17 protein-coding genes are annotated in these 16,792 nt (G+C 36.9%); 8 read left to right on the top strand and 9 right to left on the bottom strand.

What is annotated here, in order from left to right:
* The first annotated feature begins 226 nt into the window (after positions 1–226).
* Positions 227–535: a hypothetical protein gene (locus FG382_RS04380; protein ID WP_142537677.1), complete on the top strand. Its 309-nt coding sequence runs from the start codon at positions 227–229 to the stop codon at positions 533–535.
* 73 nt (positions 536–608) lie between these two features.
* On the opposite strand, the gene FG382_RS04385 is transcribed toward FG382_RS04380, so the two are convergent.
* Positions 609–1,037, bottom strand: a complete 429-nt coding sequence (locus tag FG382_RS04385) for a MarR family winged helix-turn-helix transcriptional regulator (RefSeq protein WP_142537678.1) — start codon at positions 1,035–1,037, stop codon at positions 609–611.
* 119 nt (positions 1,038–1,156) lie between these two features.
* Here FG382_RS04385 and FG382_RS04390 point away from each other — a divergent pair, with 119 nt between their 5' ends.
* The 4 genes from FG382_RS04390 to FG382_RS04405 all read left to right on the top strand — a co-directional run bounded on the left by FG382_RS04390 (position 1,157) and on the right by FG382_RS04405 (position 5,615).
* Complete coding sequence (locus FG382_RS04390; RefSeq protein ID WP_142537679.1) at positions 1,157–1,744, top strand: NAD(P)H-dependent oxidoreductase; 588 nt, start codon at positions 1,157–1,159, stop codon at positions 1,742–1,744.
* A gap of 357 nt (positions 1,745–2,101) precedes the next feature.
* Complete coding sequence (locus FG382_RS04395) at positions 2,102–3,850, top strand: ABC transporter ATP-binding protein (protein WP_142537680.1); 1,749 nt, start codon at positions 2,102–2,104, stop codon at positions 3,848–3,850.
* A 20-nt stretch (positions 3,851–3,870) separates the two neighbouring features.
* Positions 3,871–4,548 carry a response regulator transcription factor gene (locus tag FG382_RS04400; RefSeq protein WP_142537681.1) on the top strand — a complete coding sequence of 226 codons (678 nt, stop codon included), beginning with the start codon at positions 3,871–3,873 and terminating at the stop codon, positions 4,546–4,548.
* Positions 4,545–5,615 carry a HAMP domain-containing sensor histidine kinase gene (locus FG382_RS04405; RefSeq protein WP_142537682.1) on the top strand — a complete coding sequence of 357 codons (1,071 nt, stop codon included), beginning with the start codon at positions 4,545–4,547 and terminating at the stop codon, positions 5,613–5,615. Before FG382_RS04400 ends, FG382_RS04405 begins: the two co-directional genes overlap by 4 nt.
* 131 nt (positions 5,616–5,746) lie before the next feature.
* Here the strand turns inward: FG382_RS04405 and FG382_RS04410 are convergent, their stop codons facing one another.
* Together FG382_RS04410 and FG382_RS04415 are read right to left on the bottom strand one after the other, a co-directional pair.
* Positions 5,747–6,280, bottom strand: a complete 534-nt coding sequence (locus FG382_RS04410; protein ID WP_142537683.1) for an ECF transporter S component — start codon at positions 6,278–6,280, stop codon at positions 5,747–5,749.
* A 181-nt stretch (positions 6,281–6,461) separates the two neighbouring features.
* Positions 6,462–7,652, bottom strand: a complete 1,191-nt coding sequence (locus tag FG382_RS04415; RefSeq protein ID WP_142537684.1) for a coenzyme F420-0:L-glutamate ligase — start codon at positions 7,650–7,652, stop codon at positions 6,462–6,464.
* 122 nt (positions 7,653–7,774) lie between these two features.
* Here FG382_RS04415 and FG382_RS04420 point away from each other — a divergent pair, with 122 nt between their 5' ends.
* Complete coding sequence (locus FG382_RS04420; protein WP_142537685.1) at positions 7,775–8,665, top strand: LysR family transcriptional regulator; 891 nt, start codon at positions 7,775–7,777, stop codon at positions 8,663–8,665.
* Positions 8,666–8,716: 51 nt separating this feature from the next.
* On the opposite strand, the gene FG382_RS04425 is transcribed toward FG382_RS04420, so the two are convergent.
* Positions 8,717–9,391 (bottom strand): DUF421 domain-containing protein, encoded by a 675-nt coding sequence (locus FG382_RS04425; RefSeq protein ID WP_142537686.1) that lies wholly within the window; start codon positions 9,389–9,391, stop codon positions 8,717–8,719.
* A gap of 160 nt (positions 9,392–9,551) precedes the next feature.
* Here FG382_RS04425 and hprK point away from each other — a divergent pair, with 160 nt between their 5' ends.
* Positions 9,552–10,469: an HPr(Ser) kinase/phosphatase gene (gene hprK, locus FG382_RS04430; RefSeq protein WP_142537687.1), complete on the top strand. Its 918-nt coding sequence runs from the start codon at positions 9,552–9,554 to the stop codon at positions 10,467–10,469.
* Positions 10,470–10,569: 100 nt separating this feature from the next.
* Here hprK and FG382_RS04435 read toward each other — a convergent pair whose 3' ends face one another.
* The 5 genes from FG382_RS04435 to FG382_RS04455 form a co-directional block, all read right to left on the bottom strand.
* Entirely contained in the window at positions 10,570–11,913 is a 1,344-nt protein-coding gene (locus FG382_RS04435) for a TldD/PmbA family protein (RefSeq protein WP_142537688.1), read from the bottom strand.
* Between the two features lie 3 nt (positions 11,914–11,916).
* Positions 11,917–13,305: a TldD/PmbA family protein gene (locus FG382_RS04440; RefSeq protein WP_142537689.1), complete on the bottom strand. Its 1,389-nt coding sequence runs from the start codon at positions 13,303–13,305 to the stop codon at positions 11,917–11,919.
* 227 nt (positions 13,306–13,532) lie between these two features.
* Positions 13,533–14,360, bottom strand: a complete 828-nt coding sequence (locus FG382_RS04445; RefSeq protein WP_170206448.1) for a PD-(D/E)XK nuclease family transposase — start codon at positions 14,358–14,360, stop codon at positions 13,533–13,535.
* Positions 14,361–14,473: 113 nt separating this feature from the next.
* Complete coding sequence (locus FG382_RS04450; RefSeq protein WP_142537691.1) at positions 14,474–15,262, bottom strand: YgaP-like transmembrane domain; 789 nt, start codon at positions 15,260–15,262, stop codon at positions 14,474–14,476.
* 115 nt (positions 15,263–15,377) lie between these two features.
* Entirely contained in the window at positions 15,378–15,650 is a 273-nt protein-coding gene (locus tag FG382_RS04455) for an alpha/beta-type small acid-soluble spore protein (RefSeq protein WP_142537692.1), read from the bottom strand.
* Between the two features lie 146 nt (positions 15,651–15,796).
* On the opposite strand from FG382_RS04455, the gene FG382_RS04460 reads away from it, so the two are divergent.
* Positions 15,797–16,735, top strand: coding sequence for a Gfo/Idh/MocA family protein (locus FG382_RS04460; RefSeq protein WP_142537693.1), 939 nt, complete (start codon positions 15,797–15,799; stop codon positions 16,733–16,735).
* Positions 16,736–16,792: the final 57 nt, after the last annotated feature.

Here is a 16,792-nt window from a genome sequence, read left to right on the forward strand (position 1 = left end):
CGTCTCATGCCAAGTAAGCTTGTTATTTTAAGATTTGGTTGCTCTTACGCTAAACTGATTGCTTTGCTTGACAGTTTGATTGCCCTTATCCATTTTCTGTATCTGTTCATAAACACTTTTTGAACGCTAAAATTATGAAAGTTTACAGACATAATGGTTAATGTATGGTATGTTTAATGGAAATTATATCCGATTAAAAATATTATCTAAAAGGGGATGTATGTGGATGTCGTCATCCAGAGTGTTAAAGTGGGTAACTGGTGGTTTAGAGGCGATTTTAGGTGTACCAATATTAGGAGCCACTATAGTGATTAGTTTCTTATGGTTGCCTTTACTTGTAATGCTGATACTACATATTACTACACTTGTTCTTACTAAAAACGAAGGGGGTTCAATTACTGGCAGTGTATTAGGGATTGTTACCTCTTGCATTGCTTGGATCCCATTTGTCGGGATGATTATGCATATCATTTCAGCAATTTTTCTAATGATTGATGCTGCGAAACCGGAAATTAACAAAACTGATTTTGCATAACTTAGTGATAGAAAAAAGAATCTTATAAACAAAGAAAAGTCCATCGATTTCTGATGGACTTTTTTATATTCGGTTAATAAAATAATTTTGTTTGAAGTATATCGAGAGAGCGATCAATTTCTTGTAAATCTTCTTTGGAAGCATTTCGTATTCGATCTAGAAAACGTAACTCAACTTTTGCAAAGGCTTCGTTCATCAGCGCCTCCCCATCTTTTGAAAGACAAATATATTGTTTTCGACGATCTTCTGTATCGCTTATTTTTTTGATTAAGTTTTTTTCACTTAACTTTTTCAACTCACGACTTGTATTTGACATAGACATATGCTGACAATCGCTAATATCGCTAGGAGTAACAGGCTGACTAACGGTTATATATTCAAGAATTTTATATTGAACTGGTGTGATGGACTCCGATTTGGCGTTTTGTGTTAACTCATGGGTCACACGATGTACAGAAGTTAATAATGTTATGCATTTATTAAAAAGAATTTTTTTGTCCATAATTTTCACCTCTTATTGCTAACATAACAAAAAGGTTATCTAAAAACAATTATCAATTGACAACTAAAAAATTCGTGCTATCATTTACTTATCAAATGATAAGTAAAAGGAGTGTAATGATGAATACCCTTGTGATTTACACATACCCCAATCATAAAAGTTTAAATTATGCATTCTTACAGAAAGTAATGGAAGGTAGTAATGAAAATCCTAATATAAAAGAGTTACAATTATTAGATTTGTATGAAGAGGGCTTTGATCCACTTCTCAAATTTAATGAGCATAAACGTAGACGTGACATGTACTGTGATCCGAAACTTGAAAAATATAGAAACCAAATTACTTGGGCCGACAAGATAGTTTTTATTTATCCGATTTGGTGGGGTAGACCTCCAGCGATGCTCCTGGGATATATTGATCAATTATTCGCTGCAAATTTTGCCTACAGGGATAAGAAGGGTCTCATACCCGAGGGGCTATTAAAAGGAAAATCAGTAGTATGTGTATCCACTATGAAGGGACCTACAAACTACATATTTGTTTGGTTGAATAATGCACATAAAATATTAATGAAACGGGCCCTATTCAGTTTTGTTGGAATAAAAAAAGTGAAGTTTTTTGAATTCGGTAACATGGAAAATGTCAATGGAAAGCAAATTAAAAAATTAAACAAGATATATCGATATTTTAAAAAAGTGAAGGATTAAATAATATTACTGTTTTATAATGGAATTTCTAAAGCGGGAGTTTTTTTAAAAAACGGATTACTAAAAGAGAAGCATGAACAATTTTAGAAGGAGATTTATAAAACTTTCATTATGTTATACTAAATTAAAAGAAAGATTGTGGAAACAAAAAGAAAAGACGTTCACTCGTTGTTGAAACAGGAAGTACATTTGCTGCAGTTAGGGTATGAACTCAACTGTAATATTCTTTAATAGAAACGACTACAAGAAGAGACATCATGCAACGAAGATGTCTCTTCTTTTTTATATTTCATATTCAGTTCATAAAGGGATGTTAAAGTAACTTTTGTAAAAGAGTTTGTTAGGAGGAAGAAAACAATGAAAGAAGAAAAAAGTGAAAATAAATTTAAAAATTGGCGACAATTTTTTCAGCTAATAAAAGAAACGGAACCACCTAAGCTTCTATTAATTATTGCACTTTGTATGAGCTTTGCAACAACGGGGGTAGGATTCATCGTCCCATTATTTACCAAGCAATTAGTAGACGGATTTTCCATAGATTCTCTAAACTATTGGCAAATTATTTTGTTAGTGATTGCTTTTGTTGCCCAAGCGATCGCGAGCGGGCTTTCTATTTATTTATTGAATCGTGTGGGGCATCATGTGGTAGCCAATTTAAGAGACCGTTTGTGGAGAAAATTACTTCATTTACCGATTCCTTATTATGACGAGAACGATACCGGTGAGACGTTAAGTCGTGTGACAAATGATACTTTTGTTGTGAAAGAACTTATTACAGAACATCTTGCGAATTGTTTAACAGGAATTATTGCGATTATCGGTTCTGTTACGATTTTACTATTTTTGGATTGGAAAATGACATTAGTAATGCTGATAGCAGTTCCGATTGCGATGGTTATTTTAATGTTGCTCGGTAAACGGATGTACGTAATCTCAAAAGGAATGCAAGATGAAACGGCAAAATTTACTGCTGTGTTGAATCAAGTTTTACCTGAAACTCGCTTAGTGAAAGCATCTAATGCAGAGGATTTGGAATATAAGCGAGGAAAAAAGGGGATTACAAATCTATTCCAATTTGGATTAAAAGAAGCAAAAATTCATGCACTGATCAGTCCTTTAATTTCCTTTGTTCTAATGATAGTACTAGTTGCTATCATTGGTTATGGAGGTGTACGTGTCTCTTCTGGAGAGCTAACTGCTGGTGATATGGTCGCGTTTATTTTATATTTAATCCAAATAATTATTCCGATGACACAGTTAACAATGTTCTTTACGCAGCTACAAAAAGCAATGGGAGCAACGGAACGCATTAGCACAGTACTAGAACATGAAGAGGAAAATGTACATGCAGGTAAGACGTTGGAGGTAGTAAATGAATCAATCCATGTGCATCATGTAGACTTTGCATACGGAGAAGAGAACATTTTATCGGATATTGACTTTTCGATTGAACCGGGTAAAGTAACGGCTATTGTCGGACCGAGTGGTGGAGGGAAAACGACTACATTTTCTCTTTTAGAGCGGTACTATCAACCGACAAAAGGAACTATTACTCTAGGGGAAACACCAATCGATACGTTTTCATTACATTCTTGGAGAAGTAAAATTGGATATGTTGCACAGGAAAGTGCACTATTATCTGGTACGATACGTGAAAATATATGTTATGGAATTGAAAAGAATGTGGATGATGCAGAGCTTGAAAGAGTAGCGAAAATGGCGTATGCTGATCAATTTATAGAAGCACTTCCAGAAAAGTTTGAAACCGAAGTAGGAGAAAGAGGGATCAAACTTTCTGGTGGCCAACGACAACGAATTGCAATTGCCAGAGCGTTATTACGCAATCCTCAAATCTTAATGCTGGATGAAGCAACTTCCAGCCTAGATAGTAAATCAGAAATTTATGTGCAAAAAGCACTCGATAATTTGATGAAAGGCAGAACGACACTAGTAATTGCTCATCGTCTTTCTACGGTTGTGGATGCGGATAATATCTTATTTATGGAGAAAGGGCATATTACGGGAAGTGGTACACATGATACATTATTTCAAACACATGATATGTATCGAGAGTTTGCCAAACAACAATTGCGTATTGAGGAATAAGTGCGAAGGGATTTGTTGCTATGACCAAACTATTAGTTGTAGATGATGAGGAACATATTAGAGAGCTGATAAAAGTGTTTTTGCAAAATGAAGGATTTAGCGTACTTGAAGCGGTGGATGGGATGGATGCACTGTCCAAGCTTGAGTCGGAAAAGATTGACATGGTTATTATGGATATAATGATGCCCAATATGGATGGGTGGGAGTTATGTAAGGAAATACGAACGTATAAGGAGGATTTGCCGATTCTTATGCTTACGGCAAAAGGAGAAACGACACAAAAAGTGAAGGGTTTTAACCTCGGTACAGATGATTATATGGTGAAACCTTTTGAACCAGCGGAATTAATTGTGCGGGTAAAATCCATTTTAAAGCGTTACCGTATTTCCTTATCCCAAACAGTTGAAGTTGGCCATCTTCAGATGAATCGCAATACGTACGAGCTAGTGTATTTAGATGAAAATATTACGCTGCGATTAAAGGAATTTGAACTTTTATTTACATTAGCAAGTTACCCAGGAAAAACATTTTCACGTGAGCAATTAATAGAAGAAATTTGGGGATTCGATTATGAAGGGGATGAGCGAACCGTAGATGTGCATATTAAAAGGCTACGTGAAAGATTCCCAGAAGAAGAAAGTGGATTTACAATACGTACGATTCGCGGGCTTGGGTACCGATTGGAGCTTGAATCATGAAGGATTGGAAGTTTATAGGGAAGATTCTAGCGGTGATTGTACTATTTCTTGTCGCTACTACTGTTTTTTCGTTCCTTTCTTTTCATTTAACCTCTTTTCTGTATGATTGGATTGGAAAGTATCCTCAAGGGTACTTGCAGCAGCTCATCACTGTCATAGGGGTAATAATTTTCTTTTGGTGTACAGCGATCATTACTTTTCTATTCGGTTCTAAAAGGCAGCGAGTTTATTGGGATTCCATCGTAGGTGCTTTGCGACAAATGTCCACAGGAGATTTTAATGTAAAATTAGATTTTAAAGCAAATGAACGAGATCAGTTTGGTCAGCTCATTAGTGGGATAAATAATATGGCGGTCGAACTAGGAGAGATGGAGAAGATGCGCCAAGAGTTTATTTCCAATGTTTCGCATGAAATTCAGTCTCCGTTAACATCTATTAATGGTTTTGCGAAAGCGTTGAAAAATATCGATATGACCGATGAAAAACGACTCCAATATTTAACAATCATCGAAATGGAAAGTAGTAGATTATCAAAGATTAGTGATAATTTATTAAAACTAACGTCATTAGAATCGAAGCATCATCCATTCGAACCGATATCATATAGGCTAGATAAACAATTGAAAAGCGTTGTGTTAGCTTGTGAGCCAAGCTGGGTAAGCAAACATATTGAAATGGATATTCAGCTAGATGAAGTGACCATAGTAGCGGATGAAGACTTGATGAATCAGGTATGGATGAATTTACTTAATAATAGTATTAAGTTTACGCCCGACGGAGGAACCATTCACATTCATATGAGGAAACAAAATGAAACAGCGATTATTTCTATCAAAGACAATGGCATCGGAATGACAAAAGAAGATCAGAAGCATGTTTTTGAACGATTTTTTAAATCGGAAAAATCGAGAACAGCGGTAAATGGCGGGAGCGGCTTAGGGCTTTCCATTGTGAAAAGAATAATAGATATGCATGACGGAAGTATAACTGTTCAAAGTAAGCTTGGAGAAAGCACAGAATTTACTACAATAATGCCTTTAATGCAACGTCCAAGCCATTTGGTTTGAGATTCTAGTCATTTTCCGCTAGACTACGCCTAGAAAAGCCTTTGGTTACTTCAAATAGAAGCAATCAAAGGCTTTTATGGTTGATACAATAGATAAATCCCTCTTCACATTTTGAAGAGGGATTTAAACGATTATTTAAAAATAGGCACCTTTTTCAATACAACACAAACCGGAAGGGCTATAACCATACCTACAACAATCTGAACGAGATTCCCCGGAATAGAAGCTAATGGTATTACCCAGCTACCAAAAATAACCCGTTCACAAATATAATACACAGCTAGCATAACAGGAACTGAACAGATGGTTCCGATTAGATTGAAGACATAACTGTTTCCTTTACGACCATTTGACCAAGCAATTTTTCCAACAATATATCCTTGTAGCCCTCGAGCAACAATCGTGAATGGAGCCCACAAAGTCCATCCCATCATTAAATCGAATAAACCCATTCCAACAGCACCAGCAATTGCACCTTTTTTAGGACCAAATAAAATAGAAGCGATAAAGAGCATAGCTGTACCAAGATGAACTAAACCGCCGTTTGCTGAGATTGGTAGTTTAATATTTAGAAGAACTGTTGCAACAAATACGAGCGCAATTAACATCGAAGTGATGATTAGATCGGTCGTATTGGTTCTCGAATACCTATTTATTGAGTTCATAATCTTATACCTTTCTTTCTTTATGTATTTGTCGATAACTTTATCAAAATTATGGCACTTGTAAAAGCGTCAGTTTAAAACAAAACTTAAAGGTCAGTTTTATAGTTATCCAATTAAAAAAACGAGGTATTCAACAATTAATTTGTTGAATACCTCGCCTATAACCAGTAATTTTAATATATTATTTTGTATAGTTATCAAAATAACCTTGAATGAAGATAATTGGTGTTCCTTTGTCGCCACTTCCAGAAGTTAGATCAGATAAAGAGCCGATTAGGTCTGTCAGTTTTCTTGGAGTTGTTCCTTGTGCTTCCATTGCACCAACAAGGTCTTCATCTTTATTTGTGATAAATTCTGAAATAGCCTGTTTCAGTTCTTCACCTCTTAAATCAGCAAAGTTATTATCCGCAAGGTATTTTAGCTTCACTTCGTTAGGTGTGCCGTCAAGTCCTGCTGTATATGCAGGGGATACAACTGGATCTGCAAGTTCCCAAATCTTACCGACTGGATCCTTGAATGCTCCATCACCGTATACCATAACTTCTACATTTTTACCTGTTTTTTCTTTTAGTATTTGTTGTATATTATCAACAAGAGGTTGACAATTACGTGGGAAAAGTTTGACGCTATCTTCTGTTGATTTATTTGATCCAAGTAGACCGTATGCATCATTAAATCCACTACCATTAATAGATGTAGCTAAGATATCATCCAGGCCGTAGATTTTCTCTCCGCCATTTGCTTTTAAGATTCTTTTCGTTCTAAATCTTGTATGGATATCACATGTAAGAACATTTTTCGTGTAATCTAAAATTGTTTTCGCATTATTAGAGAAAATTACTTCACATTCCACGCCGAATTCTTCGATTAATGATTTATAATACTCAATATAATCGACTCCAGTAAACGTATGTTTAATATATCCAAAATGATCGCGGAATTGTTTTTCTGTTAGAACATCTGTCCAAGGATTTACTCCTTTTTCATCAAGTAAATCTATGTCCACCAAGTGATTGCCAACTTCGTCCGATGGATAGCTTAGCATTAATACAACTTTTTTAGCACCTTTTGCTATACCGCGAAGGATGTTTGCAAAACGATTACGACTTAATATAGGAAAGATAACGCCAACTGTTTCCTCTCCAAATTTCGCTTCCACATCTTGTGCGATATGGTCAATCGTCGCATAGTTACCTTGCGCACGTGCAACGATGGATTCTGTTAACGTAACGATATCTTTGTCTTGAATTGTAAATCCTTCTACCTCTGCAGCTTTTAATACGCTATCTACAACTATTTCTTCGATGTTATCTCCTTGATTGATGATAGGGCAACGAAGTCCTCTTACAACTGTTCCTACAACTCTTTCCAAAATGATCGCTCCTTAATAAGCATAAAAAAATTATTTTAAAACCGTACCTACTTGTACTATACAGGTTATTAATGGTATAAGTAAAATGAATATATCAAATAGCTGGTATAAGAGGTGCTTATATGGTTAGTAAATTAGATTTATATAAAGTGTTTTGGAAGGTTGCCCTAAGCAAAAGTTTTTCGAAGGCTGCAAAAGATCTCTATATGACACAGCCGGCTGTTAGCCAGTCCATCATGCAGCTAGAAAGAGAGCTAGATATCCGCCTTTTTAATAGAACACCAAAGGGGGTTTCTTTAACAAATGAAGGGGCTCTACTTTTTGAGTATGTTAGCTCTGCTTTGAATTTAATCGATGTTGGGGAAGAAAAGATGCTTGAATTTAAGCATTTAACTGCTGGGCAATTGACAATAGGGGTAGGAGATACCATTTCGAGGTATTATTTACTTCCCTATTTAGAAGCCTTTCATATGAAGTATCCGAATATAAAATTCAAGATTGAGAACGGTACGACACTAGAGCTTTGTTCGATGCTAAAATCAGGAGTAATCGATATTGCAATTTGTAATTTTCCGATCGAGGATACCACCTTAGAACAAATTCCATGTATTGATATACATGATGTTTTTGTTTGCGGAGAAAAATATAAAAGTCTATTCTCTCAACCAATAAGTCTAGATGAAGTAGTGAAACTTCCGCTCATATTGTTGGAACCCAGTTCGATTTCAAGAAAATACGTAGAGGATTATATATTTTCCAAAGGGATAAAGATAGCTCCGGAGTTTGAATTAGGCTCTCATGATTTATTATTAGAATTCGCTAAAATAAATTTAGGTATTGCATGTGTTACAAAAGAATTTTCGCAAGAGTATATAGAAAAAGGATTAGTATATGAAGTGCCGTTAGTAGAAGAAATACCTAAGAGAAGTGTTGGTGTATGTTTTTTAAAGAGTGTGTCCTTGTCTCAAGCGTCCAAAAAGTTTGTTGAGATTATAGAAAATGGGCAAGCTTAATGAGTCGAGGAAGTGAATGAGCTATCAAACTTAATTGTTTGATAGCCTATTTTACTTATAAACCTTAATAAAAAATCCTTCTGTTTCGGACCAATCGCAATAGGCGATGTTTTGGAGATTAGTATACCCTTGTTCAGATAGATTGGTTATTAACCATGTTCGATCTTTTCCGACTGAGGTTAATATATCATCCTTCACTTCACCTTCATCGATCAATAGAGCAGTCGGTTCTTGATCATTTGCATCAGTCTTAACATCTCCATTTTTAACTGGTTCATAATCCACATATTTATTGATCGTTACATCTCCTCCAGGCTCTAGAAATAGATCGCGTACTTCACGAAGAGAGAAGACACCTTGTTTTCTTAGAGCGGAACGAAGTTGTTCCATTTCGAGATTATGCTTATTAAATTTCTTCATGTCTAACTCACCTTTATTTATCAGCTGAACGGGTTCTCCTTTTAGTAGTATACGAACAGGGTTCCATTGTTTGGCTGCTTTTTCAATTAGAAATATGAGGACTGCCCACAAAGCGATTGCAAACAGAAAATGAGTGATTTTTATTTTCTCGTCAAATAAACTTTCTTCTAGTATTCCACCAAGTACGAGTGTATAAATAAAATCATAAGGTGTCAGTTGGGCAAGCTCTTTTTTACCAAGAAGGCGGATAACAACCATTAATGCGGCAAGTCCGACTGTAAGTTTCACTAATGTATCTAAATACACGTAAGATCTCCTCCATTCGGATAGTATACAATGGTATACCCTCTTTCTTTTCTAAGTAAGCACTTGTTTATTATTCATGTTTTGTACACTTGTTAAGTATACTTTAATGAGGTATTATAACTAATATTTAACGGGGAATTTAGAAGGCGAGAGAGATAATATGAAAATCATAACAGTTGAAAATATTGTCCGTACATTTTCATTTGATGTGTTAACAGGACAGGATCAGTTACATCGTGTACTGAAAAAATCGAAAGTTCGTCGACCTGGACTCGAATTTATGGATAAATTCGATTTTATTGCGACTGAACATGTCCAAATTTTAGGGAAAAATGAAATAAATTATTTACATACACTTTCAGATCAAGAATGTAAATTACGTATCGGTAACATTGTTCAATATAATCCACCATGTATTATCATCACATCCAATCAAGATGAACCACTCGGATTAATCCAATATTGTGTGGAAAAAAAGATTCCAGTATTGCGTACCCATGACTCAACAAGCGAGGTAAGTGCAAAATTAGATGCTTATGTGGTAAAAGCAATGGCAGAAGAAATCGCAATCCACGGTGTTTGTGTGAATGTAGCTGGAATTGGTATTTTGTTGCGCGGTAAATCAGGCGTCGGAAAAAGTGAAACTGCCCATATATTGATCGGTCGCGGACATCGTTTAGTAGCAGATGATATTGTCGTTTTGAAAAAGCTAAGCCCACAAACATTGCTAGGCTCGCATAATGAAAAAAACAAAGAATTTCTTGCTTTACGAAGTATTGGCTTATTAAATGTCGTGCGGTTATACGGAAGAGCTGCATTCCAAGATGAAACAAGGATTGCGCTAGATATTGAGTTAACCAAATGGGAGGATAATACACTTAATAACGAACTAGAATTAGCAACGAAATTCACGGAATATATGGGTGTCCAAATTCCACATATCCAAATTCAATTACAGCCAGGTCGAGATGTTGCCGGTTTAATAGAAGCGGCGGCAAATAACTGGTATTTGAAGCAGCAAGGCTATAGTGCAGCGGAAGAATTCGTGAAACGGCTGGAGCAGGATTTTGACCAGTGAAATAAATCTATCATTAATAGGGTAGGAGTTTTAAGGAAAAGTTAATCAATTCTTTTTAATACGGGACATCCTCAAAAGTGGAGGGTGTCCCGTATTTTACTTAATCAACTGTAACAGAGAGTTCTTTTACTCGTAATGACGGAGAACCGTAACCGCCTGGACGGAAATGTAAATCGGATCCAATCTCTTCAATATCGTTTATAAGGTCGAAGAAGTTACCGGCGATTGTCATCTGTTTTACAGGAGACGAAATCTTGCCATCTTTTATATGGAAGCCAGAAGCCGCAACCGAAAAATCTCCGGAAATCGTATTTGTCCCGGAATGAAGTCCGGCTAGGTTCGTAATGAGGACCCCGTTATCTAAAGAAGCAATTAGGTCATCCTGACTTTTTTCACCTGGTGCGATGAACATATTTAGTGGTGCTATAGTAAGTGTGCTTTTATAAGATGTTTTATGTGCATGACCTGTTGTCTTTACACCATCGATTTTTGCCGTTTTTCGGTTATGAAGTAAAGTTTCAAGCATCCCGTTTGAAACGATGCTTCTTGTTTTAGTTGCAACACCTTCACCATCGAAATTAGATCCCGAAGCGGCGTCAGGGTGGAAGGGATCATCCAGCAAGGTAAAGATATCCGACGCGACCTTTTTCCCGACTTTACCTTTCAAAAGCGACTGATCCTTTTGTGTATTTTCAGCTGAGAAAATGGGTGTAAATGTCGCAAGTAACGACGCTGCTGCATCATGTCGCATAATAATCGGGTACCTTCTAGTTGGAATGGACTGCTCACCGAGATAAGACAATGCTTCTTCTGCTGCTTCTTTTGCAATTTTATCGGCATCTAGAGAACCAAAATCACGAGTTACCTTAATGAAACTACCTGTTTTCATTTCTTCCCCATCTTTGACGACTGCGGAAATGAAGATAACTATACCATTCTTTTTTTCTTTCAATGAAAGACCTTTACTATTTGCTAGGATACGTTCTCCAGAAAAATCCTGAAGAACGCAGTAGTTGAGCGTTACAATTCGTGGATCGTATGCGAGCACTTTCTTTTCAACAGATTTAATGAGTTCAATCTTTTCTGGGACTTGAATCTTTGCAAGTTCCTCGCTATAAAACGTATGAGTAGAATAATCTTTACTTCCACCGAAAATATCCGAACCATCGTCTTCATCAAGGGTGTCTGCATTTGCTTTTGCACTATCAATTAAAAAAGGGATGGAATCTTCATCGATTTTTTCCGTATAAGCGTAGCCCATTTTTCCATTATAAAGACCTCTAAATCCAAGACCGCCTTCTTCAGACGTTTCATAACTATCAATTTCTCCTTCAAAAATCATACATTGAAATGATTCCGAACGCTCATAATAGACTTCAGCTTCCTGGAAACCAGCATCTATAGCCTTACTTAGTAGTTCTTCTTGAAACTCAGTGATTTGCATGTTTTATTCCCCCTTTGTCCCACCGACTGTAATTTCACTGATACGAATCATCGGCTGCCCGACATTAACTGGTAGACTTCCACTTATAGAGCCACACATCCCTGCTCCATGGGCTAGGTTATTGCCGACCTTATCTACAAGCTGCAATGTTTTTGCACCATTTCCAATTAGGGTCGCGCCACGAACAGGTCGATCAATTTTTCCGTTTTTCACGAGGTAAGCCTCCGAAACAGCGAAATTATAATCGCCTGTAGCTGGATTAACAGAACCTCCACCCATATATTTTGCATATAGACCATTTTCAGTGGATGCAATAATTTCTTCTGGTGTTGAGGTGCCTGGGGCAATATACGTATTTGTCATACGAGAAGTCGGGTTGAAGCGGTAAGACTCACGGCGGGAAGATCCTGTTACTTCCGCATTCATACGACGAGCATTAAATTTATCGATTAGATAGCCCTTTAATATCCCGTTTTCGATTAATACATTTTTACGAGTCTTTTCACCTTCATCATCAATATTTAGGGAACCCCATTCATTCGGTAGGGTACCATCATCGATGTATGTCACGATATCAGGAGCAACTTTTTCACCTATTCGATTTGCGAAAACGGAATTATTTTTGGCAACAGAAGTGGCTTCCAATCCGTGTCCACATGCTTCATGAAAAATCACGCCGCCAAATTCATTATCAATAATGACAGGGAATTTCCCACTTGGACATTCATCCGCACTAAGCATTGTTATTGCAATACGTGCAGCTTCACCTGCATAATGCTCCAAATTTAAGTTCTCAATAAATTCAAATCCTGCATGTGCACCCGGTCCATAAAATCCGGTTTGCATTTCCACACCGTCTGAAGCGGTCGCTTGTATAGATAGCCTACTATGGACGCGAGTATCTTCCACAAATTTGCCTTCTGAATTGGCGATTAGCACATGCTGTTCTTCGTCTATATATCGTAGCCCGACTTGCCGAATTCGTTCATCGTAATTTCTAGCAATCTCATTTGCCTTTCTCATAACGGCTACTTTTCGAGCATGCTCTACATTTTGCGGCATTTGTTCAATTGGATGAATAGGAAGGACCATTTCTTTCCGAAGTGGATGGATCGTTCCATTTGTTCCATTTTTAATAGCATGCGCTGCACGTTTTGCAGCTCGCAACAAGCCTTCTTCTGAGAAATCAGTGGTGTAAGTATAAATGCTTTGCAAACCTGAAAAAATACGGATGCCAATTCCAAAATCGCGCCCGGATATACTTTTATCGATCTTTCCGCTTTGCAATTCCAATCTGTTTACATATTTATCTTCAATAAACACTTCTGAAAAATCACCGCCGTTCGATAGTGCGGCTTCTAACACGTTTTCAATAACGGATTGTTTGATCATATTTTTTCCCCCTTCAACTAATAATTATAGCTTAAGGCTTTTAAGAATACACTCACTAGAAAAATAATTTAGTATTTTCAGATATTTGTATGTAGTGATTTAAATTTGTTCAGTTGCATCGATACCTTCAATGTGAGGTTCCAGGATGAGAGGGGGCAGTCAGTTTCCTTGTAGATTTTAATACGGCGGTCTTCTTTAATGGATTATTGGAATACCGCCGTGTGTTATTAGAAGAAGTAATACATATTTGTTTTTGCTATTACTTCACTAATAGGAATTTTCATATGGAATGCTGTTTCTTGAAAAGACATTGGACAGGAGCTTGAAACTAGGTGATGAATTTCATCCATTTCTATTTGCCATTTGGTAGTATCCATCTTTTCGTATCTATAAAAATACACTTGCTGTAAGGCAGAATGATAATCTGCAGCCTCATTCACGGTAACTTCATCTTCGCTAAGTTCGATAAGTGCTTTTAGGGCTCTCCCCAGTAGAGGATGTTGAGTTGCAAGTGCTTGCTTTGCTTCGAGATCTCCAATAAAGAATTCTAACCACTTCCTTTTCTCGGGTTCATGTTCATCTCTAGCAAAGACTTCGTAATGTTCGGAATAGGAACTACCATCGTGCGTTACAGCTTTTTGAACTTTATGTCGGGAATCCAAATGCTTGCTGAAATCAAAAAAATATATGACTACTTTAGGAATACAGCCTATATTGCCTTGTACAACTTCTCTTATATACTCTTTTGCCCATGTCATAGTCATCTGATTATAATATTTTTCGGAATGAATAAGATGTAGCTCTATATTATAAAGCTTTCCATTATCCGTTTTTATATCGACGGAAAACTCTTCAAGGAATTCATGTCCGAGGTAATTGGAATCCTTCACTCTTACTACTTCTACAATATTGAAATCTAAAAATGGACTAATAAAATCAAGTAAGAGGTCATGATTTTCCTCTTTTCTAAATATTTTTTTGAAAATATACATGTTTCTCAAATCAAGTAAATCCTGTGAATGATCTTGTTGAGGCTCTTGGACTTTTATATTCATGATGAATTCCTCCCTTATCTTCAGTATAGAACGTATGTTTCGTTTATTCAAATGTTTTGTGAAATTAGAGAATAAAAAAACATGCCACCGCAAATACGGTGACATGTTTTAGATTACTGAAGAATATTGGGGATATTTGAGTTATTGGCAGCTGATTTTGACGTAGCGTCTATCACGGAAGCGTCCGTTTTTTGTGTGTTTTTGCTATTTGTAGAGGTGGTTTGCTTCTTCGCGCTGTTTGTAGCCGAAGCGGTTTTGGTATTATCTGCATTTGCAGAAGCAGTTTTGTTCCCACTTGCGGCTCCGTTTGTAGCAGTTTGTGAATTCGCATTGGAGCTTGTTGCTTTGCTTGAAGCCCCGCTTGTCGCAGCAGCTTGTTTTCCGCCATTGTTTCCTCCAGTAGCGTTTTGTGATCCCGCCATAGTGGATGCTACATCGTTCATGAATTGACCAACTTTAGGTGCTACCGTTTGAGCGATGTTGCCAATAGTTTGAGCACTTGACCCGCTTGTCATTTGTTGAGTTGCACTTGCACCGGTTAGTTTTTGAGCAAGATTACCAACCATCTGCATAATGTTTCCGCCCATTTGAGCCGAACTGTTACTGGAAGCATTTTGTTGAGCTCCTGTTCCACTACTCATAGATGCACTGGAACCTGTAGAAGATGATTGTGATGTATTCTCACTCATCATATTGTCCATCACATTACTCATCGCTTTAGTTGGACAAAATTTAGTGGCACCTTCCGCAACTTTCATAGAACCAAATAGAACAAGCATTTTTCCGCTTCTGCTCTTCGGTTCACGTAACATTTTAACCGTACCATAAGCGGTTAGGACAGAGCCCAACATGAAACGGGCAAAGGCAGCACTTGGACTCAGGTTTTGTTGACTTTTTGTCATCTGTGTAAATCCTCCAATCTGTAGTTTAACAATGTTCTTTCCTTCTCCGTTTCAACTTTAGAATCCCCCATCCTAAATAAATTATGTGTTTTCACTTTATGAATAATGAGGTCCGTTATTTTTTCAACATCTGCTCTTGTGCCATTCTAATCATTTCTTTTACCATGCTACCGCCGATTGATCCTCCGATTTTTCCGGCTTGTTCTGATGTAAGTTTGCCGTTATATCCCTTTTTTAATGGGATGCTTAGCTCTTCGGCAATTTCATATTTCACATCATTTGGTTTGTCCATATTTACAGCATAGCCTTGTTCTTTCATCACACGAGCTTTTAATTTGTCTAATTCTTCTCGAGCAGAGGGAACTAATATTTTATTTCTATTTGCCATTTTATTCACTCCTTTGCCTGTTAGTATTTCCGGAAAATAAACGTTTACACAATTTTAATGAGGCACTGATTAATCTTTCATTCTTCAGATGATTATGATTAACTAGTTACATAGCTTGAAAATAGAATATTAAAGGAGTGCAAATAATGACAAAAACTTCATTTGCAATAATCGGCACCGGAGTTGTAGGAGAACGTATTATCAATCAAATTTTAGCTCATCCTAATTGCGAAATTATATCGGTATTTGATGAAAATAAAATAAGGCTAGAAGAAATCTCCACTAAGTATCAGCTTTCCGCTGCAGAATCATTAGAAGCATTTTTACAAACGCGTCCAGATTGGGTTTATATCGGTACTCCACCTGTCAGCCACGCGCCTCTTTCAGAACAAATAGCAGCACACGGATTAAATATTCTTTCTGAAAAGCCACTTGCTCATGATGTGGTGGATGGTAAACGGATGGTGAAAGTAGCATCTGAAGCAAAAGTTCATACAGCAATGCATTTTCCGTTAATGTATAGCCCGGTTGTACACAGTCTCAAGAATGCACTAGCTACAAAGGAGCTTGGTGATATTGTTCGCATTGAATTACATACATACTTACCGAATTGGCCTAGAAAATGGCAACAAAATCCATGGATTGGCACAAGGGAACAAGGTGGTTTTATAAGAGAAATATTCCCACATTATCTCCAGCTTATGTATCATCTTTTCGGAGGGTTTACAATATCTTCTCATACAACGACTTATCCAAGAGAGATGGAGCTGTGTGAGACAGGTGTAACAGCATTAGCTAAAACAGAAAATGGAATACCGATTGTCTTAAACGGTTTGTCTGGAATTGCGCAGGAGGAACGTCTGGAGTTTAAAGTTTTTGGAACAAATAAAGTGATGACTATCCGAAATTGGTCAGAACTTTGGGTCAGTGAAAAAGATCAAGAAGCTGTTCAAGTGAGTTCTAGCATTAGGCCTTATAGTCTAATAGATGCATGTCATCAAACTGTAAACGGTCAAGAATCATTCCTTGTTTCGTTTGAAGAAGGATTAAAGGTGCAAGAGTGGATTGACCAGTTGTTGAATTAAATACTTTTCTTGTGTACCGGACAATCTAGATGTAGTAATGTCTAAATTGTCTAGGAC

This window comes from Psychrobacillus lasiicapitis (assembly GCF_006861795.1).
GTDB lineage: Bacteria > Bacillota > Bacilli > Bacillales_A > Planococcaceae > Psychrobacillus > Psychrobacillus lasiicapitis.